Source organism: Actinomadura fulvescens (assembly GCF_039533225.1).
GTDB lineage: Bacteria > Actinomycetota > Actinomycetes > Streptosporangiales > Streptosporangiaceae > Spirillospora > Spirillospora fulvescens.
In genome coordinates, this window is the sequence record NZ_BAAATD010000005.1 from 289,888 (window position 1) to 314,389 (window position 24,502).

Here is a 24,502-nt window from a genome sequence, read left to right on the forward strand (position 1 = left end):
GACGGCGACTCCTCGGGTTTCAGGAGACTCAGCCTTTGCCCGTGACACGGCCGTGCAGGACCAGCGCCCAGGCCAGGCAGCCGAGCGCGGCGGTGGAGGTCACGGCGCGGACGATGTTCCACGCGACCCAGCGGGACTCGAACTCCGCCCGGACGGCGGCCAGGTCCACGATCTTGGCGGGGTCGCCCGCGGCGTCGAGCTTGTCGTTCATCGGCACGTTGATCGCGCTGGTGATGATGAACATGACCAGGTAGAGCACGAGCCCGGCGATGATCCACGGCAGCGCCGCACGGCCGTCGCCCTTCCAGTGCAACGCCGCCGCCAGCCCCGCGAACGCCAGCGCGCCCAAGAAGCTGATCATGAACCAGCCGTTGATGATCGCCACGTTGATCCGCTGCATCGAGTCGATGAACGCACGGTCGTCGACCTTGGCCAGTCCCGGCATGATCGCGTAGGCGAACGCGGCGAAGAGTCCCGCCATGAGCCCCGTCGTGATCACCGCGGCGACGAGCGAACCGGTCTGCAGCACCTTCAACATCAGCGTCTTCCTCCCAGAGATCCGACGGTCGCTCCGTCGTGTCTCCAGCCAACAGCCAGGCGCGACGCGGTGACATGTCCCAGAGGCGGGACCGCATACGCGGACGTCCAGCCCGTCAGGAGGAGGCGGGGGCCAGCCAGTTCAGCAGGAGCCGCGCACCGAAGCCGGTGGCGCCCTTGGTGATCTCGGCGTCGTCGGCCGTGGCGCGGCCCGGCCCCGCGATGTCCAGATGCGCCCAGACGCGGTCGCCGACGAACTCGCGCAGGAAGAGCGCCGCCATGATCGAACCGCCGCCGAAGCCGCGCCGTTCGATGTTGGCCACGTCGGCGACGTCGGACTTGATGCCCTCGCGGTAGTCCTCGACCAGCGGCAGCCGCCACAACGCCTCGCCCGCCCCGATACCCGCCGTCTCCAGCGCGGCGGCGAGCGCGTCGTCGTTGGCGAAGAGCGCGCCCGTCCGCAGCCCGAGCGCGACCTTGGCCGCCCCGGTGAGCGTCGCCACGTCGACGACCAGGTCCGGGTCGAGTTCGGCGTCGGCGTAGGCCAGGGCGTCGGCGAGGACCAGGCGGCCCTCGGCGTCGGTGTTGAGCACCTCGGACGTCGTGCCGCCGAAATGGGTGATCACGTCGCCGGGGCGCATGGCCGAGCCGGAGGGCATGTTCTCCGCGGCGGCGATCAGCCCGGTGACCCTGCTGCGCACGCCGAGCGCGCGCAGGGCGCCCATGACCGCGATGACCACGCCGCCGCCGGCCATGTCGGTCTTCATCGTCTTCATGTTGTCGTTGGGCTTGAGCGAGAGCCCGCCGCTGTCGAACGTGATGCCCTTGCCCACCAGCACGACGTGCCGGTCGGCGCCCTCGGGGCGGTAGGAGAGCTCGATCAGGCGCGGCGGGCGGGGCGATCCCGCACCGACCGCGATCAGCCCGCCGAAGCCGCCCTCGGCGAGCTCCTTCTCGCCGCGGACCCGTACGGCGAGCCCGGCCGCGGCGGCGATCTCCCCGGCGCGGTCGGCGAGCCAGGAGGGGCCCTTCTCGCTCGCCGGAGTGTTGGCCAGGTCGCGGGCCAGCGCCGCCGCCCCGGCCACCGCCGTGCCGCGCTCGACGGCCGCCGCGTCCGCGTCCGGTCCCGCCTCGGTCAGGATCGCGAGCGTGCCCAGCGGCGCCTTCTTCGGCGGCCTGCCGACGGTGAAGGTGTACGAGGCGAGCAGGGCGCCCTCGACGAAGGCCGCGAGATCACCCGAGGGGACTCCAGCGGCCATCGTCCGGCGGCCCCGGCCGCGGCGTGCGAGCGCGGCCCCCGCCTTGCGCAGGTCTCCGGCGGCGGCCTCGCCCACCCCGTACAGCAGCAGCTCCAGCACCCGGCCGCCCACCCGCACCGGGGTGGACACGATCTCGCCGGGCTCGCCCTTGGCCCCGTGCAGCGTCAGCAGCTCGTCCAGCGTGAACGTGAGGAACGACGCGATCTCGGCGTCCGGCGCGGCCGGCCCGGAGCGCACGGGGACGGCCACCACCTCGGCCCCAAGACGCTCAGCCGCGGCGGACAGTGTGCCGCCGACGCTGCTGACCTCGGTCGCGATGGGCATGACGCGGACTCCCTGCTGGTGGTTCGGCTGCTGGCGAACACGGCGAGAGTCCCGGCGTCACCGCCGGGACCTTCACCGCAACTCGGGGCTGAGGCGCTAGCCGACGACTTCCTTGAGAGCGTCGCCGAGCTCCTTGGCCTCGTCTGCGGAGAGCTCCACGACAAGGCGTCCGCCGCCTTCCAGCGGGACCCGCATGACGATTCCGCGCCCCTCCTTGGTCACTTCGAGCGGACCGTCTCCTGTCCGCGGCTTCATCGCCGCCATGCGTGCATCCCCTTCCTGCCTAGGGCCGCGTGGGGCCTCCGGGCACCGTTGGCCGCGTGGCCGCCTGTCGCATCCGCGTCATCAGTAGTGGTCCATTATCTCGTCTTCCGGGCGCGAAGTGGTAACGATCAGCCTCCAGATCGAGAGACTGCTCTCATGAATGCTCGTTCGGCGCTGTTCGACCTTTACGGCGACCACCTCCGGGAGCGGGGCGGCAAGGCCCCGATCGCCGCGCTGGTCCGGCTGCTGGCGGCCCTGGAGATCGCCGCCCCGGCGGTGCGCACCGCCGTGTCCCGCATGGTCCGCCAGGAGTGGCTGGAGCCGGTCCGGCTGCCCCCCGGACCGGGCTACGCGCTGACCCCCCGCGCGGTGCGGCGGCTCGACGAGGCCGCGCACCGGATCTACCGCGATCTCGGTCCGTGGGACGGCCGCTGGCATCTGCTGGTGATCGAACGCGTGCGGGAACGGGCGCGCCGCGACCGGCTCGCGGCGGGGCTCGGCTACCTCGGCTACGCGCGGCTGGACGAGACCACCTGGATCAGCCCGCGCGCGTCGAGCGAACTCGACCCGCTGCTGAACGCCGAGGCCGTACGAGCCGAACGGTTCCTTTCCGCCTACGAGGGCGACGTGCACAACCTGGTGGCGCGGGCCTGGGACCTGGAGGGCCTGGCCCGCGCGTACGAACGGTGGCTCGCCGACGCCCAGACGCTCCTGGCCGGCGACCGGACGTTCTCCGACGAGCAGGCCTTCGCGTTCCGGAGCCGGCTGGTCCACGAGTGGCGCAAGTTCCTCTTCCGGGACCCGGGGCTGCCGCCCGACGTCCTGCCCGAGGGCTGGCCCGGCGTCCGCGCGGCGCGGTTCTTCGACGCCGAGGCCGCGCGCCTCTTGCCCGCAGCCTCCCGATTCGTCGAAGGTTGCCTGCAGGACGACACAGAGGAGGACGACGATGTCTGAGACCGTGCTGTACGACCTCACCGAGAGTGTGGCGACAATCACACTCAACCGGCCGGAGGCGATGAACTCGCTGACGGACGAGGCGAAGTCGGCACTGCTCGCCGCCCTCGAACGCGCCGCCGCCGACGCGGCCGTCCGCGCGGTGATCCTCACGGGCGCCGGCCGTGCCTTCTGCGCCGGCCAGGACCTGCGCGAGCACGGCGACAACCTCGCCGCGGGCAAGGGGCTGAACGACACCGTGCGCCGCCACTACAACCCGATCGTGAAGGCCATCGCGGAGATGCCCAAGCCCGTCGTGGCCGCCGTCAACGGCGTGGCGGCCGGAGCGGGCGCCTCCCTGGCCCTGGCCTGCGACCTGGTGGTGAGCTCCGACAAGGCCTCGTTCACCACCGCGTTCACCGCGATCGGCCTGGCACCCGACAGCGGCATGTCCTGGACCCTGCAGCGCCGCGTGGGCTGGACGAAAGCCGCCGAGCTGCTCCTCCTGGGTGACCGGGTGAAGGCCGCCGAGGCCCTGGAACTCGGCCTCGTCAACCAGGTCGTCCCCGCCGACGAACTAGCACCGGCCGCCGTCGAGCTCGCACGCCGTCTCGCCGCAGGCCCGACCGTCTCCTACGGCGCCGTCAAGAAGGCCCTGCACCACGCGTCCACCAGCGACCTGCCCTCCGCCCTGGAGAAAGAGGCGGAGCTACAGGACCTGTGCGAAAAGACCAAAGACCACCACGCCGCCACCGAAGCGTTCCTGGCCAAACAACAACCAACCTTCGAAGGCAACTAACCCCACCCGGCAGCCAGATGGTTGGTAGGAGCGCCGCTCTTGGCGGCCGTGGGCGTGGTTTGCGGTGGTTGGGTCACGCCGCCCATCAGCCTCAACCGTCACGCGAGCGCGCGGCGCTGAGCGGGAAGCGAGCCGAAGGCGAAGCTTCACGCGAAGATCGCGAAGCGATGTCGCGCTCGCCGCTTTAGCGGTTTGGGTCTGAGCCGCCAGGCGAAGACCCAAGGCCGCGAAAGTAAACCAACACAGCGCGGACGCGGCGGTGGTCGTCGGGGGCGGGGGGCAGGTCGAGCTTGGCCAGGATCGAGCCCACGTGCTTGATGACGGCCGCCTCGGAGACGACGAGGCGGCGGGCGATCGCGCCGTTCGACAGGCCCTCGGCCATCAGCCCGAGCACTTCGCGTTCGCGTTCGGTGAGGCGGTCGAGCGGGGAGTGCTCGCGCCGCCGGGTGAGGAGGCGCCGGACGACCTCGGGGTCGATGACCGTGCCTCCGGCGGCGACGCGGTCGAGCGCGTCGACGAACTCGGCCACCTCGCCGACGCGGTCCTTGAGCAGGTAGCCCACGCCGCCGCCGGTCTGGAGGAGCTCGGAGGCGTACGACTGCTCCACGTACTGCGACAGGACGAGGATCGGCAGCTCCGGTCGCTCGGCGCGCAGCGCGAGCGCGGCGCGGAGGCCCTCGTCGCGGAACCCGGGGGGCATGCGCACGTCGGTGACCACCACGTCGGGCAGGTGCGCCGCCACCGCCGCCGCCAGCCCGGGCGCGTCGTCCACCGCCGCGACGACCTCGTGCCCGAACTTGACGAGGATCTGGCTCAGGCCCTCGCGGAGCAGCACCGAGTCCTCGGCGATCACAATTCGCATGGAATCTCCACCCGCAGGATCGTAGGCCCGCCCACGGGGCTGGAGAGCCGCAGCGTGCCGTCGTATACGGCGACCCGGTCGGCCAGCCCCTGGAGTCCGCTGCCCTCTCCGGGGCGGGCGCCGCCCTTCCCGTCGTCGCGTACCTCCACCACCAGGAGCCGGTCCCGGTGGGTGATCGTGACCTGGGCGTGTTCCGCGTCGCTGTGCTTGACCACGTTGGCGAGGGCCTCGGCGATCACGAAGTAGGCGGCGGATTCCACGCCGTCGTCGGGTCGTCCGGCCAGGTCGACGGTCACGTCCACGGGCACCGGCGCGCCTTCGGCGAGCGACTCCACGGCCGCGCCGAGGCCCCGGTCGGTGAGCACCGACGGATGGATGCCCCGCACCAGGTCGCGCAGCTCCGCCAGCGCGGCCCGCGCGTCCTGCTGAGCCTTGTCGAGGAGCGGCGAGGGCATCTCCAGCCGGGCCAGGCCGAGCGTCATGATCAGCCCGGTGAGGCGCTGCTGCGCGCCGTCGTGCAGATCCCGCTCGATCCGGCGCCGCTCGGCCTCGAACGCGTCCGCCATCCGGGCACGCGAGGCCCGTACCGCGACCAGTTCGTCCTCGACCGGACGGACGAGCAGCAGGCGGGCCAGCGCCGCCCTGGCCCCGGCGAGAACGGCCATCACGTACAAACCGACCACGAACAGCGCCACCCCGGCGGCGACCGTGACCCACGCCTCCTCGGGCCGGTCGACGGTCCCGTACGGCCCGTACTGCAGCTGATCGCCATGGCCCACCAGATAGGCCGACCCGACCTGCACCGTCGAGCCCACGACGACCACGAACGGCACCACCACGTCCACGACGGCGAGCAGCGCGAACAACAGCGCGAAGCCGAACTCCCGCCACGTGGCGGCCTCCCGCAGCCGGAGCCGCAGCCACGGCCGCCAGCCCGGCGCGGCGGGCTCCCGGTGCGGGGACGGCGCGGGCCTGCGGTCCAGCCAGCGCAGCCTGCGCCGTTCGACGGCCGCCAGCCCGACCGCCGTCAGCGGTACGAACAGCAACAGCCCGACGCCGACCACCACCGGCGTCAGCAGCACGCCGCCGGCGGCGACGACCAGCACCACCGCCAGCCACCCGACCGCGACCGGCGGCCCGGTCACCACGTAGGCGAACGACCGCCACGGCCACGACGACGACAGGAACCGCAGCGGGTTCCCTGCCATGGCGCGCCAAACGGTCATGCTCCGACCGTAGGCGACGCACCGGCCAGCAGGTTGCGCAGCCGTTCGTACGAGAGGTCCCAGCTCCAAGCCGCCTCGGCCCAGGCCCTTCCCCGTACACCCATCGCGCCGTCCTCGCCGGTGAGCATCCCGACCAGCCGGGCGGCGATCTCGGTGACCGACCGGCCGTCCACCACATGGCCGGTCTCGCCGTCCAGCACCGCCTCCGGCGCGCCGCCCGAAGCGCCCGCGAGCACCGGCAGCCCGGCCGCCGCCGCCTCCAGGAAGACGATGCCGAGGCCCTCGGTCTCCAGGCCGAGCCGCCGGTCACGGCACGGCATCGCGAAGACGTCGGCGGCCGCGTAGTAGGGCGGGAGTTCGGCGTGCGGCATTCCGCCCGCGAACACGACCGCGCCTTCGTCGGCGGCCAGGCCCCGCAGCCAGAAGTCCTGTGGCCCGGATCCGACGATCAGGAGGGTCGCGTCCGGCACGACCCGGCGGACGCGCGGCATCGCCCGGATCAGCTGATCTTGCCCCTTGCGCGGGACGAGCCGCGACACGCTGAGGATCACGGGACGATCGCCCAGCCCGTGGCGCTCGCGCACCTCCGCCCCGTCCACGGCCGGGTGGAAGCACGAGCAGTCCACACCCGGGACCAGGCGGGCGGTCCGGGCTCGCGGGCCGAGGGCGGGCGCGATGCGCGCCCGCGTGTACTCGGTGAGGTAGGTGACGGTGCCCACTCGATCCCCGATCCGGCGTAGGACGCGCCGGGCTCCCGGCACGCTCGCCCACCACACCTCGTGCCCGTGCGTGGTCGCGACCGAGGGCAACCCGTCCAGCTTCCCGGCGAGGAGACCGAGCGGCGCCGCGGCCCCGAACCACACGCTGTCGCAGCCGTACGCGGCGGCCAGACCGCGTGCGGTGCGCGCGACGCCACGGGTCGGGAGCAACGTCCGGGAACGGTCGCGGAACACCGGGAACGGAAGGCCCCGGTCGAACGCCTCGGCCCCGCGTTCGGCCGACGTGTAGACGACCACCTCACCGGCGGGGAACCGGCGGGCCAGCTCGTACACGAACGTCTCGATGCCGCCGCGCCGGGGCGGGAAGTCGTTGGTGATGATCAGGCAGCGAGGCACAGTTCCGGCTCCTTCCGGCGCTCGGTGAGGCGGGCCCAGCACACGAGCACCGCCGGGTAGACGAGGTAGCCCCAGCGGGTCGCGGGCATGAGGGCGGTCGCCAGCAGCAGTCCGGCGGCGAGACGCAACGCGGCGGCCCTGACGTCGCCGGGCGGCCGGACGACCAGCGAGACGCCCATGCCGAGCGCCGCCACCCCGAGGGCCGCCACCGCAGCCGCGTGCCCGTACGCACCGCTTGCGGCAAGCAGATGACCGGGCAGCGGGCTGTCCGCGGGCGACTCCACTCCGGCCAAGCCGAGGGGGAACGCGACGACGTTCTCGAACATCCCGGACGGGTCGACGAGCGCCGGCAACCCGACCCCAACGGTGATGAGGCCTGCGACGACCGCCCCGTACCGCCGCGCCGCGCCCCCGCGGGTCGCGATGAGGGCCAGGCAGACGAGCGCGGCAGGCCAGGCGGTGGCCTTGAGCGTCGCGGCGAACCCCATCGCGAGGCCCGCGAGCGCCGGGCGGTCCCGTGCCGCGAGCGTGAAGCCCGCGCAGACCAGGCCGATCACCGGCAGGTCATCGCCGCCGACCACCAGCGGCAGCGCCACCAGCGGCGATGCCGCGAGGAGCCTGCCGTTCCGCCGTCCCAGCAGCATGAGGAACACGCCGCCGAACACCAGCCGGGCGTCGATGCCCGCCAGCGCCGACGGCAGCCCGAGCAGCGCCATGCCGGGGAGGTAGGGGTTGTACGACTCGTACGTGCCGCCCGCCAGCTCGCCGGGGCTCAGATAGGGCGTTCCGTACGCGAGCAGATGTGCCCCGGAGCGCTGGACGACCGCCACCTCCGGCTGGCCTTGCCCGGAAAGTACGAGGACGGCGAGGGGCAGCACGACGGCACCGCCGAGCGCCAGCCAGGCCGCCGTCCGCGTTCGCCAGAACACCGCCGCGAGACCGTACGCAACGGCCGCGAACAGGCCCCACACCCGGTGGGGGCCGAGATGGGTGACCGCCGCCGTCACGGCTGCGAAGATCGCGAAGCCCGCGTAGAGGAGAGGCTCCGCGCGGGGCGGGAGGGTCTGCGTGGTCATGCCCACCAGGCAACCGCCCGGGCGCGCCTAGATCATTAGACCTGTCCGCCGACCCGAGGTAGAGCAGGCTCTACCCCCGGACTCCACCCCGCTGGAAAAACACCTGGTCAGCGACGGTGACACCCCCGACCGTTCGACACTCCCTACCGGTACGCGCCGCGCCGATGGCACTCCACCAGATGGTCGTCGACCAGCCCGCAGGCCTGCATGAGCGCGTACGCGGTCGTCGGGCCCACGAAGCGGAAACCGTTCTTCTTCAGCTCCTTGGCCAGCGCTCTCGACCCCGCCGTGGACGCGGGGACGTCGGCCGTGGACCTGGGCGCCGGAGCGTCCGGGTCGGCATACCGCCAGGCGGTCGCCGCCAGGCCGCCGGGCAGGTCGAGCGCGGCCCGCGCGTTCGCGATCGCCGCCTCGATCTTGGCCCGGTTGCGGACGATCGCCGTGTCCGTCAGCAGGCGCTCCACATCATCGGCCCCGTACGCCGCGACCGCAGCCATGTCGAAGCCGGAGAACGCGGCACGGAACCCCTCACGCTTGCGCAGGATCGTCAGCCACGAAAGCCCGGACTGGAACGCCTCCAGGCAGAGCCGCTCGTACAACCCCTGGTCATCGGTGACCGGCCGTCCCCACTCCTCGTCGTGGTACGCGACGTAGTCGGGCGCCGACAGCCCCCACGGGCAGCGCGCGAGCCCGTCGTCACCCCGGATCGCGGTGCTCATCCGTCCGCCTCCGACAAGGCGGCGAGCCTGCGCAGCCCGAGCCGCATGAACAACCGCGTCACCGGCCCGGCGACCAGCCACCCGACCCGCCCGAGCACCCCGAACGGAAGGTCGACGCGCTCGACCCAGAGCACCCGGCTCCCCACGCCGACCTGTGTCACCTCGAACCAGGCGTCGCCCCGCACAACCTTCCCGGTGTGCCGGACCACCACCCGCCGCCCCGGCAACCACTCGGTGATGACCATGGTGTCGAGGAACCCGACAGGCCCGACACCCGTCCACGCCTCCAACTCCGCGCCGACCTCATGCCCGCCCTCGGCCCGCGTGAACGGCATCCACTCCGCATGCCGAGGCCAGTCGGTGAGCACCCCGAACACCCTGTCGGCAGGCACGGGCGCGTACGCCTCGGCGTGAATAGCGACCCGGCTCATGAGCGCTCGTCTCCCCGCACGACCCCAGCCCCGTTGGCCCCGTAATCGTCGAACAACGCAGCCTCGAAGCGTTCATCCTCCTCGAACGAAGGATCTTTACCAGACGGCCCCTCCCCCGGATAAGCCGCCTCAGCCTTAGCCCAAACCGAAGCCGACCGCTCCCCCGCATCCGACTCACCATCCGCGGACGTCCCAGCGTCAGCCGAGGACTCACCGCTCGCGGACGACCCCGCCTCACCGGAGGGCTCAGCGGACGCGGACGGCTCGGCGTCAGCGGCAGGCTCGCCATGCGCGGGCTTGGCGGACGCGGGCTTGGCGGACGCGGCCAAGCCCGCGTCTGCGGCAGGCTCAGCATGTGCGAACGGTCCGGTGTGTGCGGACGGCCCGGCATCAGCGGCGGGCTCGCTGTATGCGGAGGGCCCAGCGTCTGCGTCTACGGACAGCTCGGCGTCTGCGGACGGCCCCGAGTCGGCAACGGGCCTGGGTGCAGCGGGCTCGCCGTATGCGGACGGCCCAGCGTCTGCGGGCGACTCGGCGTCTGCGGGCGGACCCGAGTCGGGGGCAGGCCTGGCGTACGCGGAGAGTCCCGCGTCTGCGGCAGGCTCAGCATGGCCGAACGGTCCGGTGTGTGCGGACGGCCTGTCGTCTGCGGAGGGCTCGCTGTACGTAGCGGGCTCGACGTAGGCGGATGGCCCGGCGTTAGCAGGCGGCCCCGCCTCAGCGGACGGCTCGGCGTCAGCAGCGGGCTCGGCTGGCGCGGCGGGCTTGGCGTACGCGGGCGGCTCCGCGTCTGCGGAGGGCCCCGAGTCGCCAGCGGGTCCGGCATGTGCAGCAGGCTCGGCGTAGGCGGACGGCCCAGCATCTGCGGGCGGACCCGAGTCGGCGGCGGCGGGCCCGGCATGTGCAGCGGCGTCGCGGTACGCGGACGTTCCGGCGTCAGAGGCAGGCTCAGCATGGGCGGACGGGCCGGCGTCTGCGGAGGGCTCGGGGTGCGTGGTGGCTAGGCGGTGGTGGAGGTCGGCTAGTTGTTGTTCTAGGGCGGCTGCGCGGGTTTCGCGTTCGGCTAGGGCGTAGGAGAGACGGCGTAGGGCTTCGTCGGTGGCTCCTACCTGGTAGCCCCATAGGCCGCGCGGGAGGCGGAGGAGAGCCACGTCGGTGCCGGTGAGGGGGCGTCCGAGGAACGGGAGCGGGGGGTGGTCGGGATGGGTCACGGCCAGCTCTCCGCCTCTGCCCATGGCGAGCACCACGACGGCGCCCAGCACGGCCAGGCCGGCCAGGACGAGGACCACAACCACGATCATGCTCCGATCTGTCTACGCCTTCGCATGACGATCGTGCCATGTCCGGCGCGGTGAAGGCGCATGACCACGGAGTATCGAGCGCGGCGGCCCCCCGCGGGCGCGGGGGGCCGACCGGGCGTCAGCGGTGCCAGGGGCCCGTGATGGCGAAGGTCACACCGGGGCTCTGGCGGTTGGCGTAGAGGGTGCGGCCGTCCGGGGAGAAGGTGACTCCGGCGAACTCGCTGGTGTTGAGGGCGTTGCGGCCGAACGCGAAGGTCTCGCCCTTGCGGGTGGTGCCGATCAGGAACTGCTCGCCGCCGCCGTCTTCGGCCAGGATCACGCCGCCGCCGTACGGGGAGACAGTGATGTTGTCCGGGCCGTCGAACTTGCCGCCTGCCTTGAAGACCAGTTCGAGTTCGATGGTGTTGGCCCGCGGGTCGTACTTCCAGACCTGGCCCGCGTGGTCGGCGGCGGCGCCGTCGGACTTGCGGGAGTAGCTGGCCACGAAGTAGGCCTTGCCGCGGCCCCACCAGGCGCCTTCGAGCTTCTGGCTGCGGGTGATGGTCTCGAACTGCTTGCGGGTGGACGTCGCGGCGGCCGAGGGGTCGGGCACCTTGACCCAGCGGACGTGGAACTTGGCGCCGGGTTCCTGGACGGCGGAGAGGTCGGGCAGGTCCCGTACGTTCATCGCCTCCAGGCGGCCACCCGCCAGGTAGGAGTGGTACTCGCCGCGGTGGGACCGGGGCCGGAACCGGTAGAACAGGCCGAACGGCTTGCTGGCATCCTCAGTCAGGTAGGCCGTGTGGGTGTACGGGTCGATGGCGACGGCCTCGTGGGCGAAGCGGCCCATGCCGGTGATCGGGACGGGCTTGGTGCGCCGGCCGCGCGGGTCGACCTCGAACACCCAGCCGTGCGACTTGGTCTGCGCGGCGAAGCCCTCGGTCTCCTCGCAGGTCAGCCAGGTCCCCCACGGGGTGCGGCCGCCGGCGCAGTTGGTGGCGGTGCCCGCGAGGCTGATCCGCTGGTCGACCAGGTCGCCGTGCCGGTCGACCTCCAGGGTGGTGGTGCCGCCGAACGCGGCCGGGTCGTACACCAGCTCGGCGGGCGCGACCGGCTTGACGCCGCTGCCGGTCTGCTCGTGGTTGCGGACGAGGCGGAGCGTGTCGTGGCGGCGGCCGGGGTAGGTGGCCATGCCGTCGTGCTTGCCGGGCACCTTCACGCCGTCGGCGATCAGGTCGCCTTCGGCGGACAGCGTCTTGTACGAGAAGCCCTTCGGCAGGTCCAGCACGCCCTTGGGGTCGGGGATCAGCGGGCCGTAACCGTAGGCCTCGGCGCCCGCGGACGTCTGGAAGACCGAGTCGAGGCTGCCGGCCAGCGCGATCGACAGCGCGCCTGCCGCGCCGCCCTTCACGACCCCGCGACGGGACACGGACATGGGGACTCCTTCACGTTTGAGGGGATCGTCCCGGAGCCTGGCCGTGTGCCTTGAACGCGTGGTGAACGGCTGGGGGTCTGATCACAAACCCCCAGCGCACAGCTCAGATCTCGGCCTCCGCGTAGTCCTCTGCGGTGGGCTCGATGCGGGGCTGGGAGCGTTCCAGCAGGTCGAACGCCTCGTCCACGGAGCCCGTCCAGCCGATGGCGTCGAAGACCTTCGCGCGGGCGAAGCCCTGGTCCACCAGGCCCGTCATGAGCTCGCGGAGCGGGTCGTACACGCCGTACGGGTCGAGGATCACCACGGGCTTGGTGTGCATGCCGAGGACGCGGGCGGTCCAGATCTCGAACAGCTCCTCCAGCGTGCCGATCCCGCCGGGGAGCACGAGGAACGCGTCGCTGCGCCGGTCCATCTCGCCCTTGCGGGCGCGCATGTCGGGGGTGACGACCAGTTCGTCGTTGTCCTCGTCGGAGATCTCGACGCTGACCAGGCCCTCGGGGATCACTCCGATGGTGCGGGCGCCGCCGGCGCGGGCGGCGCGGGCGACGGCGCCCATGCACGAGACCTGGGCGCCGCCGCTGACCAAGGCGTGGCCGCGGCCCGCCAGCTCGGCGCCGACGCGGGTGGCCAGGTCGAGGTACTTCGGGTCGATCTTGCTGCTGGACGCGCAGAACACGCAGACCGCGAGTGCCATCAGGTGCCGTTCCGCCCCTCGACGGCCGCCTCCTGGACGGCCTTCTCCTCCTCGCGCCGCCGCGCCTCCTCCTCGTGCGCCGCGACGATGATCTGTACGGCCTCGTCGGGGTCGTCGGTCACGTGGAACAGTTCGAGGTCGGCGGGTGAGATCTTGCCCGAGGACAGCAGCGAGGTCTTGACCCACTCGACCAGTCCGCCCCAGAACGCGGTGCCGACCAGCACGATCGGGAAGCGGGTGACCTTCTTGGTCTGGACGAGCGTGATCGCCTCGAACAGCTCGTCCAGGGTGCCGAAACCGCCGGGGAGCACGACGAAGGCCTGGGAGTACTTCACGAACATCGTCTTGCGGACGAAGAAGTAGCGGAACTCCAGCGAGATGTCGCAGTAGGGGTTGATGCCCTGCTCGAACGGCAGCTCGATGCCGAGCCCGACCGACAGCCCGCCGTTCTCGTCGGCGCCCTTGTTGCCCGCCTCCATGATCCCCGGACCGCCGCCGGTGATCACCGCGTAGCCCTCGTCCACCAGCCGCGCGCCGATCCGTTCGGCGAGCTTGTACTCCTCGGAGTCGGGCTTGGTCCGGGCACTGCCGAAGATGCTGACCGCCTTGGGCAGCTCGGCCAGCAGCCCGAAGCCCTCCACGAACTCCGCCTGGATGCGCAGGACCCGCCAGGGGTCGGCGTGGAGCCAGTCGGCGGGCCCGTGGTCGTCGAGCAGCCGCTGGTCGGTGGTGGTCTGCGGCACGGCCTTTCCCCGCAGCATCGCGGGCCCCTGCCGTCGGCTCAGGGGATTCAACTCGGATGTCATGACCTCACCGTAGCCGGGTGTGACGCGGGAGGCGGGCGCGGCGCTGATGATTGCGTGAGCTTCGAACTGCACGCCGGGAACGACGACGTGACCAGCCGGGTCGAGAGGTCGGCGTCGGCCTCCACCGTGCCCGTGCCCACGGTCACCATCGCGCCGCCTACCGCCGAACCGCCCGCCGCGGCACCGGTCTTCGTCGACGGCAGCGGGCGCCGCGTCCGGACCGTCCGCGTCGTCGGCGCCGTCACCGGCGCCGCCTTGGTCGCCTACCTCGCCGTGGTGGGCCTGAACCTGTCCAAGGGGGCCGAGGTGCCCTTCACCCCCTGGCCCGCCGCGAAGACGCCGGCGAGCGCGAGCGAACGCGAACGGGACCGCGAGCCGGCGACCGGCGGCCTGTCGCCCCGGCCGGCCGGCTCGAAGCCGGTGAACGGCGGCTCGCGGGACGAGGCGCCGCGCGGCGGCGTGCCGTCGAACGGGCCGCACGGCAACCCGTCCGCGGCTCCGCAGCCGCCCGCCGGTTCGGGTACGCCGGCGCCCTCGAACGTCCCGAGCGCCGTGCCCACTCCGGCACCCACGCCGCCCACCGCCACGCCGGCCCCGAGCCCGTCGTCGACCCGGCCCGGCAAATCGCACGCCTCGCCACCCGCGCACGGCAAGAAGAAAAAAGAACAGAGCGGCTGACCGGTGCCGAACCGCGAACCGAAGGGTCATTGGATCCTGCTGATGCTCGCCGGGGTGGCGCTCGCCGTCGCCCTGCTGGTGAACGGGTTCGCCAGTGGCCAGATGGGCGAGGGCACGGGCGGCCCGGACGGGAACGCCGGTGAGCCGCCGGTTGAGGCCACCCGCGCCGGTTCGGTGCTCAACCTGGCGGACGGCAGGCTTCGCAGCGCCCGTCCCCTTCCCGGCAGGATCGCCCTGACGTTCGACGACGGCCCGGATCCGGAGTGGACGCCGAAGCTGCTGGACGTCCTGCGCAAGCACGACGCCCGCGCCACGTTCTTCTCCGTCGGCGCCAACCTCGCCAAGAACCCGGGCCTGGCCCGGCGCATGATCCGCGAGGGCCACGAGATCGGCTCCCACACGTACACGCACATCGACATGGGCTCCGCCCCGGCCTGGCGTACGAGGCTGGAGCTGGACCTCACCCAGCGCGCCCTGGCCGGGGCCACCGGCCGCGGTACCAACCTCGTCCGGCAGCCGTACTCCTCCACGCCTTCCGGGCTGACCGGCCCGCAGTGGCGGGCCGTGCGCGCCGCCGCCGAGCAGGGCTACCTGACCGTGCTCACCGACCGGGACACCGAGGACTGGGCGCGGCCCGGCATCGACAAGATCGTCGAACGCGCCGCCGGTGCTCCGGGCGCCGAAGCCGGGGCCCAAACCGGGCGCCGGGCCGGGGCGATCGTGATGTTGCACGACTCGGGCGGTGACCGCGCCCAGACCGTCCAGGGCGTCGAAGCGATCCTGACGAGGCTGGCGGGCAAGGGCTACCGGTTCACCACCGTCTCCGACGCGATCGGGCTGCCGCCGGGCAACACCCCCGCCGCCACCGGCGACAAGGTGATCGGCAAGGCGCTGGTCTGGGGTCAGCTGGGCTCGTCCTGGATCGTCGGCGGGCTGGCGCTGCTGTTCAGCGTGGCGGCCGTGCTGACCGCGCTGCGGCTGGCCACGCTGCTGAGCTTCGCCAGGCTGCACGCGAGGCGTGTCCGGCGGCTCCGCCGGCACCGCGCGAGCCGCGACCGGCCCGCGTTCACCCCGCCCGTGTCGGTGATCGTGCCCGCCTACAACGAGGAGGCGGGCATCGAGGCGACGGTCCGTTCGCTCCTCGACAGCGACTACCCGGCGCCGATCGAGGTGATCGTGGTGGACGACGGCTCCACCGACCGCACCGCCGAGATCGCCGATTCACTGTCGTACCTCCCCGGCGTCCGCCTGATCAGCAAACGCAACGGCGGCAAGCCGAGCGCGCTCAACGCGGGCATCGCCGTCGCCCGGGCCGACATCGTGGTGCTCGTGGACGGCGACACGGTCTTCCAGCGCGACACCATCGGCAACCTCGTCGCCCCCATGGCGAATCCCCAGGTCGGCGCGGTGAGCGGCAACACGAAGGTCGCCAACCGGGGCGGAATCATCGGGCGCTGGCAGCACATCGAGTACGTGATCGGGTTCAATCTCGACCGGCGGATGTTCGACGTCCTGCAGTGCATGCCCACGATCCCGGGCGCGATCGGCGCGTTCCGGCGCGAGGCGCTGGCCTCGGCCGGCGGCGTCTCCGACGACACCCTCGCCGAGGACACCGATCTCACGATGGCCATCTGCCGCGGCGGCTGGCGGGTCGTGTACGAGGAGTCCGCGCTGGCGTGGACGGAGGCGCCCGCCTCGATCCGCCAGCTCTGGCGCCAGCGCTATCGCTGGTGCTACGGAACGCTGCAGGCGATGTGGAAGCACCGCGGCTCGCTCTTCCAGGGCGGCCGGTCGGGGCGTTTCGGCCGCCGCTGCCTGCCGTACCTGGCCGTCTTCCAGGTGGCGCTGCCGCTCTTCGCCCCGGCCGTGGACGTCTTCACCCTCTACGGCCTCTACTTCCTGGACCCGGTCGAGCTGGCGCTGTCATGGGTGTTCTTCACGCTGCTCCAGGCTCTGGCCGGGGCGTACGCGCTGCGCCTGGACGGCGAGCCGCTCCGCACGCTCTGGGTGCTCCCGCTGCAGCAGATCGTCTACCGGCAGCTCATGTACCTGGTGGTCATCCAGTCGCTGGTCACCGCGCTCGCGGGCGTACGGCTCCGCTGGCACACCATTCGCCGGACGGGGACGTTCGCCACGTCCCCGACCGCCGAAACGGCTCCGCAGGTCCGCTGACCGGCGGGCGCCCCCGCCGCATCGGGAGGGAGGCGGCGGGTTCGCCCCCGGTCAGCGGACCTCACCTCAAGGCGCGGCCTCGCCTCAAGGCGCTATCTCAAGGCGCGACCTCGCCTCAAGGCGCGAGGACGCGCTCGGGCTCCGGCGTGATGGGTTCACGGCTCCGGCGCGGGATGAGGACCAGAGCGAGGACGGCGCCCAGCACGGCGAGCCCGGCGCTGGTCAGCATCCCGGCCTGGAAACCCTCGTTGAGCGCCACCGACGGAACACGTTCGCCAGAGGTGAAGGCGTCCTTGGTGACGGCGGTGGACACCGCCACCGCGACGGCCAGCCCGAGCGCGCCGCCGACCTGCTGGGTGGTGTTGATCAGTCCCGAGGCCAGGCCCGACTCGGCGGGCGACGCCCCCGCCGTCGCGGCGATCGTCGTGGCGACGAACGTGACACCGCCGCCGACGCCCATCACCAGCGCCGGACCGAACACGTCGACCAGGTAATCGCCGCCCGGGGCGGGCATCTGGGCGAACCACACGAGCCCGGCGGCCACGACCAGCAGGCCCCCCGCCAGCGGGACACGAAACCCGAACCGGGTGACCAGCTGCGAGCCGACCCCGGCCCCCACGCCCATGGCGAGCGCGACCGGGAGCTGCCCGAGCCCGGCCTTGACGGGCCCGTACCCCAGCACCTGCTGCAGGTAGAGCGTCATCACGAAGAACATCGGGAAGATCGCCATGGTCATCGCCACGGCGACGAGGTTGGCGCCGCGCAGGTCCCGGCGCCGGAAGATCCGCAGCGGGACGAGCGGATGCGCCACCCGCGCCTCGGCCACGAAGAACACGGCGATCAGCGCCAGCGCCACCCCGCCCAGCCCGTACGTCTGAGCCGACGACCATCCGGCGTCGTTCGCGTCCACCAGCGTGTAGACCAGCAACGCGAGCCCGCCCGTGATCGAGGCGGCGCCGATGAGGTCGAAGCCGCGCACGGCGTGGTCACGGGCCTCCGGCAGCAACAGCGGGGCGAGGCCGATGGCGACGACGCCGATCGGGACGTTCACGTAGAGGACGGACGCCCAGCCGAACCAGTCGGTGAGGAGCCCGCCGAGGATCGTCCCGGCCGCGCCCCCGGCACCGGCGACGGCGCCGAACAGCCCGAGCGCCCGGTTGCGTTCGGGACCGGGCTCGAACAGCGTCATGATCAGCGACAGCGCGGCCGGGGCGACCAGGGCGGCCCCGAGGCCCTGGACGGCGCGCGCCGCGACCAGCGCCGCCGAGGTCGGCGCGAGGCCGCCGGCGAGCGAGGCGGCCGTGAAGAGGGCCAGGCCCGTCACGAACATCCGGCGGCGTCCGGCGAGGTCGGCGATCCGGCCGCCGAACAGCAGGAACCCGCCGAACGTGAGGGTGTAGGCGTTGGCGACCCAGGACAGGTCGGCCTGGTCGAAGTGCAGGTCCCTTCCGATGGCAGGGAGCGCGACGTTCACGATCGAGGCGTCGAGGATGAGCACGAACTGGACGGTGACGAGCAGGGCGAGCGCGAGCCCACGATGCCCGCCGCGAGCGTCCGGCGGCATGGAGTGCTCCTAACTGGAAGTCGAATTCCGGTTCCGGTTTAACGCGGCGGACGATACGGAATCTGGATTCCGATTGTCAACTCGTGATTGACTGGGGCCGATGACCGAACGGCAAACATCGAGCGTCAAGCCGAGCGGCCCCACGGGCCGCTCAACGCGCACGCCAGCGGGCAGGTCGACGCGCACGTCAGCGGGCAAGTCGGCGGCCAAGTCGGCGGGCGGCCCCGCCGGCGCTCCGGCCGACCGCCCGCTGCGCGCCGATGCCCGCCGCAACCGGCGGCGCGTCCTGGACGCAGCGCGGGACGTCTTCCTGGAGCACGGCACCGAAGCGCAGATGGAGGACATCGCCAGACGTGCCGGTGTCGGCGTCGGCACGATCTACCGGCACTTCCCCACCAAACAGGCTCTGGTGAACGAGCTGACCGAGCAGTGGATGGCCGAGGGCGCCGTCAACGCCGCGGACGCGCTCGCGCTGCCGGACGCCTGGGAGGCGCTGACCGTGTTCGTCCGGCAGAGCACCGAGATCATGGTGCGCGACCGCGGGCTGCGCGAGGTCTATGGCGACATCGGCAAGCTGCTCGACAACGGCGCGGGCACCGAGCACCAGCAGCTCCGCGCCAACGTGACCAAACTGCTCGACCGTGCGCACGAGGCGGGCGTGCTCCGCGCGGACGTCGGATACCCGCAGTTCCAAGCGCTGATGTGCGGCCTGGCCATGGCGACGACCCGGGCAGCGCCGGGCGAGCACCACGTCTACGCGGACGTCGTCCTCAACGGCCTCAAGACCTGAAGAGCACAGGGCCGAGGGGCCGCGCTCGGGTCTGGCGGTCAGGCGGTCAGGCGGTCAGCCAGGCGCGCATGCGACGTTCGCAGTCAGCGATCAACGGGATCTCGACGAACTCGTCCTTCGTGTGGGCCAGCGTGGGCTCGCCCGGCCCGTAGTTGACCGCGGGCACGCCGAGTTCGGAGAAGCGGGCCACGTCCGTCCAGCCCAGCTTGGCGCGGACCTCCGCCCCGGTCGCCGCCACGAACGCGGCGGCCGCCGGGTGCGTCAGCCCCGGCCGGGCGGCGGGCGACCCGTCGGTGACCGTGACGTCGAAGCCCGCGAACAACGTCCGCAGGTAGGCCTCGGCCTCGTCAAGCGTCTTGTCAGGCGCGAACCGGTAGTTGACGGTGACCACGCACTCGTCCGGGATCACGTTGCCCGCGACGCCGCCCCGGACGAAGACGGCGTTCAGCCCCTCGCGGTATTCCAGCCCGTCCACCACGGGCCGCGTCGGCTCGTACGAGCGCAGGACGTCCAGGATCTCGGCGGCCTTGTGGATGGCGTTCGAGCCCATCCAGGCCCGCGCGCTGTGCGCCCGCTCGCCCCGCGCGGCCACCTCCACGCGGATCGTGCCCTGGCAGCCGCCCTCGATCAGCGCCGCGGTCGGCTCCATCAGCACCGCGAAGTCGCCGGCGAGCAGCTCGGGACGGCTCGCGGCCAGGCGCCGCAGCCCGTTGCGCTCGGCCTCGATCTCCTCGCACTCGTAGAAGAGGTAGGTGACGTCGCGGGTCGGCTCGGTGACGGTGGCGGCCAGCTTCAGCGCCACCGCCACGCCGCTCTTCATGTCGGTCGTCCCGCACCCGTACAGCCGGTCGCCCTCCACCCGGGAGGGCAGGTTGCCGTTCAGCGGCACGGTGTCGAGGTGCCCGGCGAGCACGACGCGCTCGGCCCGGCCCAGACCCGTACGGGCGATCACGTTCTCGCCCACCCGCTCGACGGTGAGATGCGGCAGCGCGCGCAGCGCCGCCTCCACCGCGTCGGCGAGCTCCTTCTCGTTCCCGCTCACCGACTCGATGTCGACGATCGCCGCCGTCAGGTCCGCCACGTCCGCGGAGAGGTCGAGCCGCATGACCGGCAACCCTACCGGCGCGCGGTCAGGTGTTGATGCCGTGGTCGCGGAGGATGTCGTTCAGCTCGGCCTTGTCGTGCCGCCGGCCCTCTTCCAGGCGCTTGAGGATCAGCACGGCGGGCATGCCGAACGTGCCGCCCTTGAACTCCTTCAGCCGGGTGCCGCCGACCGCCACGCACCAGTCGGGGATGCGGCCGCGGCTGATCTCCTCGCCGGTCTCGACGTCGATCACCGGCATCGAGGCCGACAGGTTGGTGCCGGAGCCGACGACCGCGCCCCGGCCGACCCGCGCCCCCTCGACGATCATCGACCGGCTGCCGATCATCGCCTCGTCCTCGACGATGACCGGGACGGCGTTCGGGGGCTCCAGCACGCCGCCGATGCCGACGCCGCCCGACAGGTGCACGTTCTTGCCGATCTGCGCGCACGAGCCGACCGTGGCCCACGTGTCGACCATCGTGCCGCCGTCGACGTACGCGCCGATGTTGGTGAACGACGGCATCAGCACCACGCCGGGCGCCAGGTAGGAACCCCAGCGGGCGATGGCGCCGGGGACCACGCGCACGCCCTCCAGCCGGCTCTTGAGCGGGATGCGGTCGTGGTACGCGAAGTCGCCGACCTGCGAACGCACCATGCCGAGCACCTTGAAGCTCATCAGGATCGCGCGCTTGGCGCGTTCGTCGACGACGACCTGGTCGGACGAGGTGTCGATGACGGCGACGCGGGCCTCGCCGGCGTCGATCTGGTCGACGGCCGCGACGATCGCCGCGCGGGCCTCGGTGTCGTCCGGGGTGAGCTCGGCGCGCCGCTCCCACAGCTCGTCGATGACGGCGGAGATCGGGCTGGTGAACGATTCGGTCATGGCCCATGAGCTTACTGGGGCACAACTCCCGGTACCGTCGTCGCGTGGCTGCATGGGATCAACGACGGGTGCGGGTGACCGGAATCACCCTCGCAGTCCTGCTCGTCCTCGGTGTCGCCGGGTACGCGCTGTTCGCACGCGTCCGGCCCTATCTGCACGGGTCCAACTGCGAGGTGCGCACGGCGGCGGGCAAGATGCCGCTCGACCTCGAACAGGGCGCGAACGCGGCGACGATCGCCGCGGTGGCCTACCGCAAGAAGCTGCCCGAACGGGCGGCGGTGATCGCCTACGCGACCGCGATCCAGGAGTCGCACATCCGCAACCTGCCGGGCGGCGACCGCGACTCGGTCGGCATGTTCCAGCAGCGCCCGTCGCAAGGCTGGGGCACCCCGGCGCAGTTGCGCGACCCCGTGACGTCCACGAGCAAGTTCTTCGACGCGCTGGTCAAGGTGAAGGACTACCTGGACCGCGATCTGCACGACGCCGCGCAGCGGGTGCAGCGCAGCGCGGACGGCAGCGCCTACGCCCCGCACGAGCCTGAGGGCAAGCTGCTGGCGCAGGCGTTCACCGGCCGGGCGCCCGCCTCGGTGCGGTGCTGGTTCTCGCCGGACAAGAAGACCGCGCCGCGGCGGGCGGAGGCGATCCGGGAGCTGCGCCGCTCGTTCGGCAGCCGCCTCCAGGTCGAGAACCCGACGTCCACCGTGAGCGCCACCGAGACCGCCAAGCCCCCCGCCGACTTCGACGCGGTCCGGGTGGGCGGGGCGCGGACGGGCTGGGCGGTCGCCTCGTGGGCGATGACCCACGCGCAGGTCTACGGCCTCACCGAGGTCAGGCACGGCGGCAAGGGCTGGACGGCCGACGACGGCCACGACGGCTGGACCGACGACGGCGGCGCGCCCACCGACCGCGTGATCATCAAATAGCGGAAGCGTCGTTCCGCCTCGGCGTTCAATTGTCAGCCTGTTAGCCGCCGAGGTTGAGAAGGCCGGCGGCGACCACGCCGCGGCCGAACGGGCGGGCGAGCTCGGCCAGCCGTTCGCAGCCGTCCTCGCCGAGCGCGGTGTAGGCGGGAAGGGCCAGGGCGTCGGTGCGGTCCTCGATGTGCTGGCGGAGCGCCTTGCCCTCGGCGCTCAGCGTCTCGCCGTCGAGCAGGCCGCGCTCGCGCAGCCGTTCCTCGGTGGCGTCCCACTCCTCCTCCGGCCAGGCCCGGCTGACCTTGAGGAACGCGGCGGGGACGTCGCCGCTGGCGCCGTGCAGGACGAGGGCTTCCAGTCCGCTCACGCCCTCGCCGGTCAGCGCCGCGACGTGCCCGTCGCCGCGGAACTCGCGAAGCAGGGTCTGCGCGTGCCACAGCTGGTCGATCGGCTCGTCCGGCCAGGGCAGCGTGGCGTGGGCGGCGAACAGCGGGCGGCCGTGCAGGTTCTGCGCGGCGGCTTCAGCGGCGCGCCGGGCGAGGCCGAGGGTCTCGTCCAGCCCGGGCAGCTCGTGGATGCCGGCGCGGCGCAGCGCCTCGCCGGCGGCCAGCCGCCGGGCGTCGAGGATCTGCTCGGGCGTCACCACGTCCCACGCGGCGGGCAGCGCCTCGCGCACGAGGGCGGGGTTGAAGTTGTAGAACGTGGCGATGACCAGCTCGGCCGAGGCGCGCCCGAAGACCGCGCCGCGCGAGGCGAAGTAGCCCGCCATGCCGTGGAGGCCGAGCTCGGCGTAGCGCCGGCCGCCCTCGGGGACGAAGTAGATCATGCTGTGCACGGGCTCCAGCCGCCGCCATGCCTGCCGAGCCGCCTGCCACCCCGCCTGCCGCGCTGTCGCCCGCATCCTGCCGCCCCTCATGAGATACCGACCGGTCGGTACCCGAATCTAATTCTAGTAACGTGCCCCGTCAACGGGTCGCCTTGACCTTGACGCGACGTCAACGTCTGTAATGAGGGCATGAAGATCGGCGAGCTCGCCGCGCTGGTCGGGGTGTCCACCCGGACCGTCCGGCACTACCACCACCTGGGCCTGCTGCCCGAGCCCCCGCGGCTGTCCAACGGCTACCGCGAGTACCGCCTGCGGGACGCGGTGATCCTCGCCCGTGTGCGGCGGCTGGCCGAACTGGGCCTGGCGCTCGACGAGATCCGCGACGTGCTGGCCGACGACCAGGGCAAGGAGCTGCGCGAGGTCCTCCTGGAGCTCGACGCCGACCTGGCCGCTCAGCAGGAGGCCATCCGGCTGCGGCGCGAACGGCTCGCCACGCTCCTGACCGAGGACGACCTGCATCCCGACTCGGCGGTGTCGCCCACGATGGCGTCGGTGCTGCGCGGCCTGCCCGCCGGGGGCTCGAAGTTCGCCGAATTCGACCGGGAGATGCTCGCGCTCGTCGACACGACCGCCGGGCCGGGCGACCGCGAGGCGTTCGCGGAACTGCTGCGGCCGCTCACCACTCCCGAGGCCCTGGCCCGCGGCGAGGCCATCTACGCGCGTCTGGACGAGCTGGCCGAGGCCGCCCCGGACGACCCGCGCGTCACCGAGCTGGCCGCCGAGATCGCCGACCACCTCCCCGAGGAGATGAAGACGATGATGCTCGCCAGCGTCGGCGACCACCCCGCGGAGGCCACCGAGAACGGCCGGTGGCTCGCGGAGATGTCACTCTCCCTGGCCCCGGCACAGGCCGAGGTCTTCCACGTGCTCATGACCATGCTCCGCGCCAAGCCGGCCGACCACGCCAAGGAGGACGAGTGAGGACGCTCAGGGTCGCCCGTGCCGTCATGTTCGCCGTGATCCCCGTCGAAGCGGTGCTCGCGGTCCTGCTCGTGTCCGGCGTCCCCCTCCCCCACCCGGTGATCCTCGCGGCCGAGGCGCTCGTCACCGCCGTACTCGTCCTGGAGGGCGCGGTCGCGTTCCGGCTGTACCGAGCCGCGCGCCGGACGGGCTCAGGCCGCCGCGACGCCCTCCGCCGCGTCAGGGACGACCTGGTGCCCGCGAAGGTACGGCGGATCATGGGCTTCGACGCGAAAGGAACGGTCAGCCTCGCCCTGTGGCTCGGACGGCGCCGCCACGGGGTCCCGCCCGGGGCCACTGCCGTCTCCTACTCCGGCGCCCAGACGTCCACGATGATGATGTTCCTGTTCGCGATGGTCGTCGAGCTGGTCGGCGCGGAGATCCTGCTCCGGGAGTTCGGCGCCCCGCCGATGGTGCGCAACGTCGTCCTCGTCGTCGACGCCTACTCGATCCTGGCGGTGCTCGCCGTCATCGCCGCCTGCGTCACCAGGCCCCACGTCATCACGGACGACGAGGTGCGGATCCGCTACGGGGCGTTCTTCGACCTGCGCGTTCCCCGCCGTCAGATCGCGGCGGTACGGCACGTCCGCAGCTACAACGAGGAACGCCTGATCTCCGTCGAGGACGACCGGCTCGGCATCTCCGTGGCCTCGCAGACCAATCTGGTCCTGGAGCTGACCGAGCCGGTCACCGCCATCCGCCCGCTCGGCGCGCCCGTCACGGTACGGACGATCCGGATCTTCGCCGACACCCCCGCCGTCGCCCTGGACGCGCTCGCCCCGCACCTCACCTCCGCGGTCAAAGCCTGACG

At 72.5% G+C, this 24,502-nt stretch carries 24 protein-coding genes; 8 read left to right on the forward strand and 16 right to left on the reverse strand.

The genetic code is table 11. The features are described 5' to 3' along the window. Window positions 1-28: 28 nt before the first annotated feature. From ABD333_RS20420 to ABD333_RS20430, 3 genes are all read right to left on the reverse strand, one after another. Window positions 29-538 carry an anthrone oxygenase family protein gene (locus tag ABD333_RS20420; protein WP_344543141.1) on the reverse strand — a complete coding sequence of 170 codons (510 nt, stop codon included), beginning with the start codon at window positions 536-538 and terminating at the stop codon, window positions 29-31. A gap of 115 nt (window positions 539-653) precedes the next feature. Next, a complete protein-coding gene (locus ABD333_RS20425) occupies window positions 654-2,120 on the reverse strand; it encodes a leucyl aminopeptidase (RefSeq protein WP_344543143.1) in 1,467 nt (488 codons plus the stop codon). 96 nt (window positions 2,121-2,216) lie between these two features. Beyond that, window positions 2,217-2,384, reverse strand: coding sequence for a DUF3117 domain-containing protein (locus ABD333_RS20430; protein ID WP_151568744.1), 168 nt, complete (start codon window positions 2,382-2,384; stop codon window positions 2,217-2,219). Between the two features lie 156 nt (window positions 2,385-2,540). Between ABD333_RS20430 and ABD333_RS20435 the strand changes: the two genes are divergently transcribed. After that, entirely contained in the window at window positions 2,541-3,338 is a 798-nt protein-coding gene (locus ABD333_RS20435) for a PaaX family transcriptional regulator (protein ID WP_344543147.1), read from the forward strand. Continuing rightward, complete coding sequence (locus ABD333_RS20440; protein ID WP_344543149.1) at window positions 3,331-4,116, forward strand: enoyl-CoA hydratase-related protein; 786 nt, start codon at window positions 3,331-3,333, stop codon at window positions 4,114-4,116. Before ABD333_RS20435 ends, ABD333_RS20440 begins: the two co-directional genes overlap by 8 nt. 184 nt (window positions 4,117-4,300) lie before the next feature. Here ABD333_RS20440 and ABD333_RS20445 read toward each other — a convergent pair whose 3' ends face one another. The 9 genes from ABD333_RS20445 to ABD333_RS20485 all read right to left on the reverse strand — a co-directional run bounded on the left by ABD333_RS20445 (window position 4,301) and on the right by ABD333_RS20485 (window position 13,760). Further along, on the reverse strand, window positions 4,301-4,978 hold the full coding sequence (locus ABD333_RS20445) for a response regulator transcription factor (protein WP_344543151.1): 678 nt from the start codon (window positions 4,976-4,978) through the stop codon (window positions 4,301-4,303). After that, window positions 4,966-6,204 carry a sensor histidine kinase gene (locus ABD333_RS20450; protein WP_344543153.1) on the reverse strand — a complete coding sequence of 413 codons (1,239 nt, stop codon included), beginning with the start codon at window positions 6,202-6,204 and terminating at the stop codon, window positions 4,966-4,968. Before ABD333_RS20450 ends, ABD333_RS20445 begins: the two co-directional genes overlap by 13 nt. Next, on the reverse strand, window positions 6,201-7,319 hold the full coding sequence (locus ABD333_RS20455) for a glycosyltransferase family 4 protein (protein ID WP_344543155.1): 1,119 nt from the start codon (window positions 7,317-7,319) through the stop codon (window positions 6,201-6,203). The genes ABD333_RS20450 and ABD333_RS20455 overlap by 4 nt, the downstream gene beginning before the upstream one ends. Beyond that, window positions 7,304-8,395, reverse strand: coding sequence for a glycosyltransferase 87 family protein (locus tag ABD333_RS20460; RefSeq protein WP_344543157.1), 1,092 nt, complete (start codon window positions 8,393-8,395; stop codon window positions 7,304-7,306). Before ABD333_RS20460 ends, ABD333_RS20455 begins: the two co-directional genes overlap by 16 nt. A 143-nt stretch (window positions 8,396-8,538) precedes the next feature. Then, window positions 8,539-9,114, reverse strand: a complete 576-nt coding sequence (locus tag ABD333_RS20465; RefSeq protein WP_344543159.1) for a DNA-3-methyladenine glycosylase I — start codon at window positions 9,112-9,114, stop codon at window positions 8,539-8,541. Next, window positions 9,111-9,545, reverse strand: coding sequence for an SRPBCC family protein (locus tag ABD333_RS20470; RefSeq protein WP_344543161.1), 435 nt, complete (start codon window positions 9,543-9,545; stop codon window positions 9,111-9,113). The genes ABD333_RS20465 and ABD333_RS20470 overlap by 4 nt, the downstream gene beginning before the upstream one ends. 1,419 nt (window positions 9,546-10,964) lie before the next feature. Beyond that, on the reverse strand, window positions 10,965-12,260 hold the full coding sequence (locus tag ABD333_RS20475) for an alkaline phosphatase PhoX (protein ID WP_344543163.1): 1,296 nt from the start codon (window positions 12,258-12,260) through the stop codon (window positions 10,965-10,967). A 103-nt stretch (window positions 12,261-12,363) separates the two neighbouring features. Next, window positions 12,364-12,954 carry an LOG family protein gene (locus ABD333_RS20480; RefSeq protein WP_344543165.1) on the reverse strand — a complete coding sequence of 197 codons (591 nt, stop codon included), beginning with the start codon at window positions 12,952-12,954 and terminating at the stop codon, window positions 12,364-12,366. After that, entirely contained in the window at window positions 12,954-13,760 is an 807-nt protein-coding gene (locus tag ABD333_RS20485; RefSeq protein ID WP_344543167.1) for an LOG family protein, read from the reverse strand. The genes ABD333_RS20480 and ABD333_RS20485 overlap by 1 nt, the downstream gene beginning before the upstream one ends. Window positions 13,761-13,814: 54 nt before the next feature. Between ABD333_RS20485 and ABD333_RS20490 the strand changes: the two genes are divergently transcribed. Both ABD333_RS20490 and ABD333_RS20495 read left to right on the forward strand, forming a co-directional pair. Further along, window positions 13,815-14,438 carry a hypothetical protein gene (locus tag ABD333_RS20490; RefSeq protein ID WP_344543169.1) on the forward strand — a complete coding sequence of 208 codons (624 nt, stop codon included), beginning with the start codon at window positions 13,815-13,817 and terminating at the stop codon, window positions 14,436-14,438. Between the two features lie 3 nt (window positions 14,439-14,441). Next, the gene (locus ABD333_RS20495; RefSeq protein ID WP_344543170.1) at window positions 14,442-16,610 is read left to right on the forward strand and encodes a bifunctional polysaccharide deacetylase/glycosyltransferase family 2 protein; all 2,169 of its coding nucleotides are present in this window, start codon (window positions 14,442-14,444) and stop codon (window positions 16,608-16,610) included. Between the two features lie 115 nt (window positions 16,611-16,725). Here ABD333_RS20495 and ABD333_RS20500 read toward each other — a convergent pair whose 3' ends face one another. Further along, a complete protein-coding gene (locus ABD333_RS20500) occupies window positions 16,726-18,174 on the reverse strand; it encodes an MFS transporter (RefSeq protein ID WP_344543172.1) in 1,449 nt (482 codons plus the stop codon). 100 nt (window positions 18,175-18,274) lie between these two features. Here ABD333_RS20500 and ABD333_RS20505 point away from each other — a divergent pair, with 100 nt between their 5' ends. Continuing rightward, window positions 18,275-18,964 (forward strand): TetR/AcrR family transcriptional regulator, encoded by a 690-nt coding sequence (locus ABD333_RS20505; RefSeq protein ID WP_344543174.1) that lies wholly within the window; start codon window positions 18,275-18,277, stop codon window positions 18,962-18,964. Window positions 18,965-19,010: 46 nt separating this feature from the next. On the opposite strand, the gene dapE is transcribed toward ABD333_RS20505, so the two are convergent. Together dapE and ABD333_RS20515 are read right to left on the reverse strand one after the other, a co-directional pair. Next, window positions 19,011-20,069: a succinyl-diaminopimelate desuccinylase gene (gene dapE / locus ABD333_RS20510; protein WP_344543176.1), complete on the reverse strand. Its 1,059-nt coding sequence runs from the start codon at window positions 20,067-20,069 to the stop codon at window positions 19,011-19,013. Window positions 20,070-20,094: 25 nt separating this feature from the next. Continuing rightward, window positions 20,095-20,931: a 2,3,4,5-tetrahydropyridine-2,6-dicarboxylate N-succinyltransferase gene (locus tag ABD333_RS20515; protein ID WP_344543178.1), complete on the reverse strand. Its 837-nt coding sequence runs from the start codon at window positions 20,929-20,931 to the stop codon at window positions 20,095-20,097. Window positions 20,932-20,975: 44 nt separating this feature from the next. Here ABD333_RS20515 and ABD333_RS20520 point away from each other — a divergent pair, with 44 nt between their 5' ends. After that, a complete protein-coding gene (locus tag ABD333_RS20520; RefSeq protein WP_344543180.1) occupies window positions 20,976-21,854 on the forward strand; it encodes a hypothetical protein in 879 nt (292 codons plus the stop codon). 40 nt (window positions 21,855-21,894) lie between these two features. Here ABD333_RS20520 and ABD333_RS20525 read toward each other — a convergent pair whose 3' ends face one another. Continuing rightward, the gene (locus tag ABD333_RS20525; protein ID WP_344543182.1) at window positions 21,895-22,746 is read right to left on the reverse strand and encodes an SCO6745 family protein; all 852 of its coding nucleotides are present in this window, start codon (window positions 22,744-22,746) and stop codon (window positions 21,895-21,897) included. Window positions 22,747-22,860: 114 nt separating this feature from the next. Between ABD333_RS20525 and ABD333_RS20530 the strand changes: the two genes are divergently transcribed. Together ABD333_RS20530 and ABD333_RS20535 are read left to right on the forward strand one after the other, a co-directional pair. Then, on the forward strand, window positions 22,861-23,652 hold the full coding sequence (locus ABD333_RS20530; protein ID WP_344543184.1) for a MerR family transcriptional regulator: 792 nt from the start codon (window positions 22,861-22,863) through the stop codon (window positions 23,650-23,652). Further along, entirely contained in the window at window positions 23,649-24,500 is an 852-nt protein-coding gene (locus ABD333_RS20535) for a hypothetical protein (protein WP_344543186.1), read from the forward strand. Before ABD333_RS20530 ends, ABD333_RS20535 begins: the two co-directional genes overlap by 4 nt. Window positions 24,501-24,502 lie beyond the last annotated feature (2 nt).

Bases quoted from the DNA above. Each gene is read 5' to 3' on its own strand.
- ABD333_RS20420 (WP_344543141.1), bottom strand. From the start codon at position 538: ATGTTGAAGGTGCTGCAGACCGGTTCGCTCGTCGCCGCGGTGATCACG.
- ABD333_RS20425 (WP_344543143.1), bottom strand. From the start codon at position 2,120: ATGCCCATCGCGACCGAGGTCAGCAGCGTCGGCGGCACACTGTCCGCC.
- ABD333_RS20430 (WP_151568744.1), bottom strand. From the start codon at position 2,384: ATGGCGGCGATGAAGCCGCGGACAGGAGACGGTCCGCTCGAAGTGACC.
- ABD333_RS20435 (WP_344543147.1), top strand. From the start codon at position 2,541: ATGAATGCTCGTTCGGCGCTGTTCGACCTTTACGGCGACCACCTCCGG.
- ABD333_RS20440 (WP_344543149.1), top strand. From the start codon at position 3,331: ATGTCTGAGACCGTGCTGTACGACCTCACCGAGAGTGTGGCGACAATC.
- ABD333_RS20445 (WP_344543151.1), bottom strand. From the start codon at position 4,978: ATGCGAATTGTGATCGCCGAGGACTCGGTGCTGCTCCGCGAGGGCCTG.
- ABD333_RS20450 (WP_344543153.1), bottom strand. From the start codon at position 6,204: ATGACCGTTTGGCGCGCCATGGCAGGGAACCCGCTGCGGTTCCTGTCG.
- ABD333_RS20460 (WP_344543157.1), bottom strand. From the start codon at position 8,395: ATGACCACGCAGACCCTCCCGCCCCGCGCGGAGCCTCTCCTCTACGCG.
- ABD333_RS20465 (WP_344543159.1), bottom strand. From the start codon at position 9,114: ATGAGCACCGCGATCCGGGGTGACGACGGGCTCGCGCGCTGCCCGTGG.
- ABD333_RS20470 (WP_344543161.1), bottom strand. From the start codon at position 9,545: ATGAGCCGGGTCGCTATTCACGCCGAGGCGTACGCGCCCGTGCCTGCC.
- ABD333_RS20475 (WP_344543163.1), bottom strand. From the start codon at position 12,260: ATGTCCGTGTCCCGTCGCGGGGTCGTGAAGGGCGGCGCGGCAGGCGCG.
- ABD333_RS20480 (WP_344543165.1), bottom strand. From the start codon at position 12,954: ATGGCACTCGCGGTCTGCGTGTTCTGCGCGTCCAGCAGCAAGATCGAC.
- ABD333_RS20485 (WP_344543167.1), bottom strand. From the start codon at position 13,760: ATGACATCCGAGTTGAATCCCCTGAGCCGACGGCAGGGGCCCGCGATG.
- ABD333_RS20500 (WP_344543172.1), bottom strand. From the start codon at position 18,174: ATGCCGCCGGACGCTCGCGGCGGGCATCGTGGGCTCGCGCTCGCCCTG.
- ABD333_RS20505 (WP_344543174.1), top strand. From the start codon at position 18,275: ATGACCGAACGGCAAACATCGAGCGTCAAGCCGAGCGGCCCCACGGGC.
- dapE (WP_344543176.1), bottom strand. From the start codon at position 20,069: ATGCGGCTCGACCTCTCCGCGGACGTGGCGGACCTGACGGCGGCGATC.
- ABD333_RS20515 (WP_344543178.1), bottom strand. From the start codon at position 20,931: ATGACCGAATCGTTCACCAGCCCGATCTCCGCCGTCATCGACGAGCTG.
- ABD333_RS20525 (WP_344543182.1), bottom strand. From the start codon at position 22,746: ATGCGGGCGACAGCGCGGCAGGCGGGGTGGCAGGCGGCTCGGCAGGCA.
- ABD333_RS20530 (WP_344543184.1), top strand. From the start codon at position 22,861: ATGAAGATCGGCGAGCTCGCCGCGCTGGTCGGGGTGTCCACCCGGACC.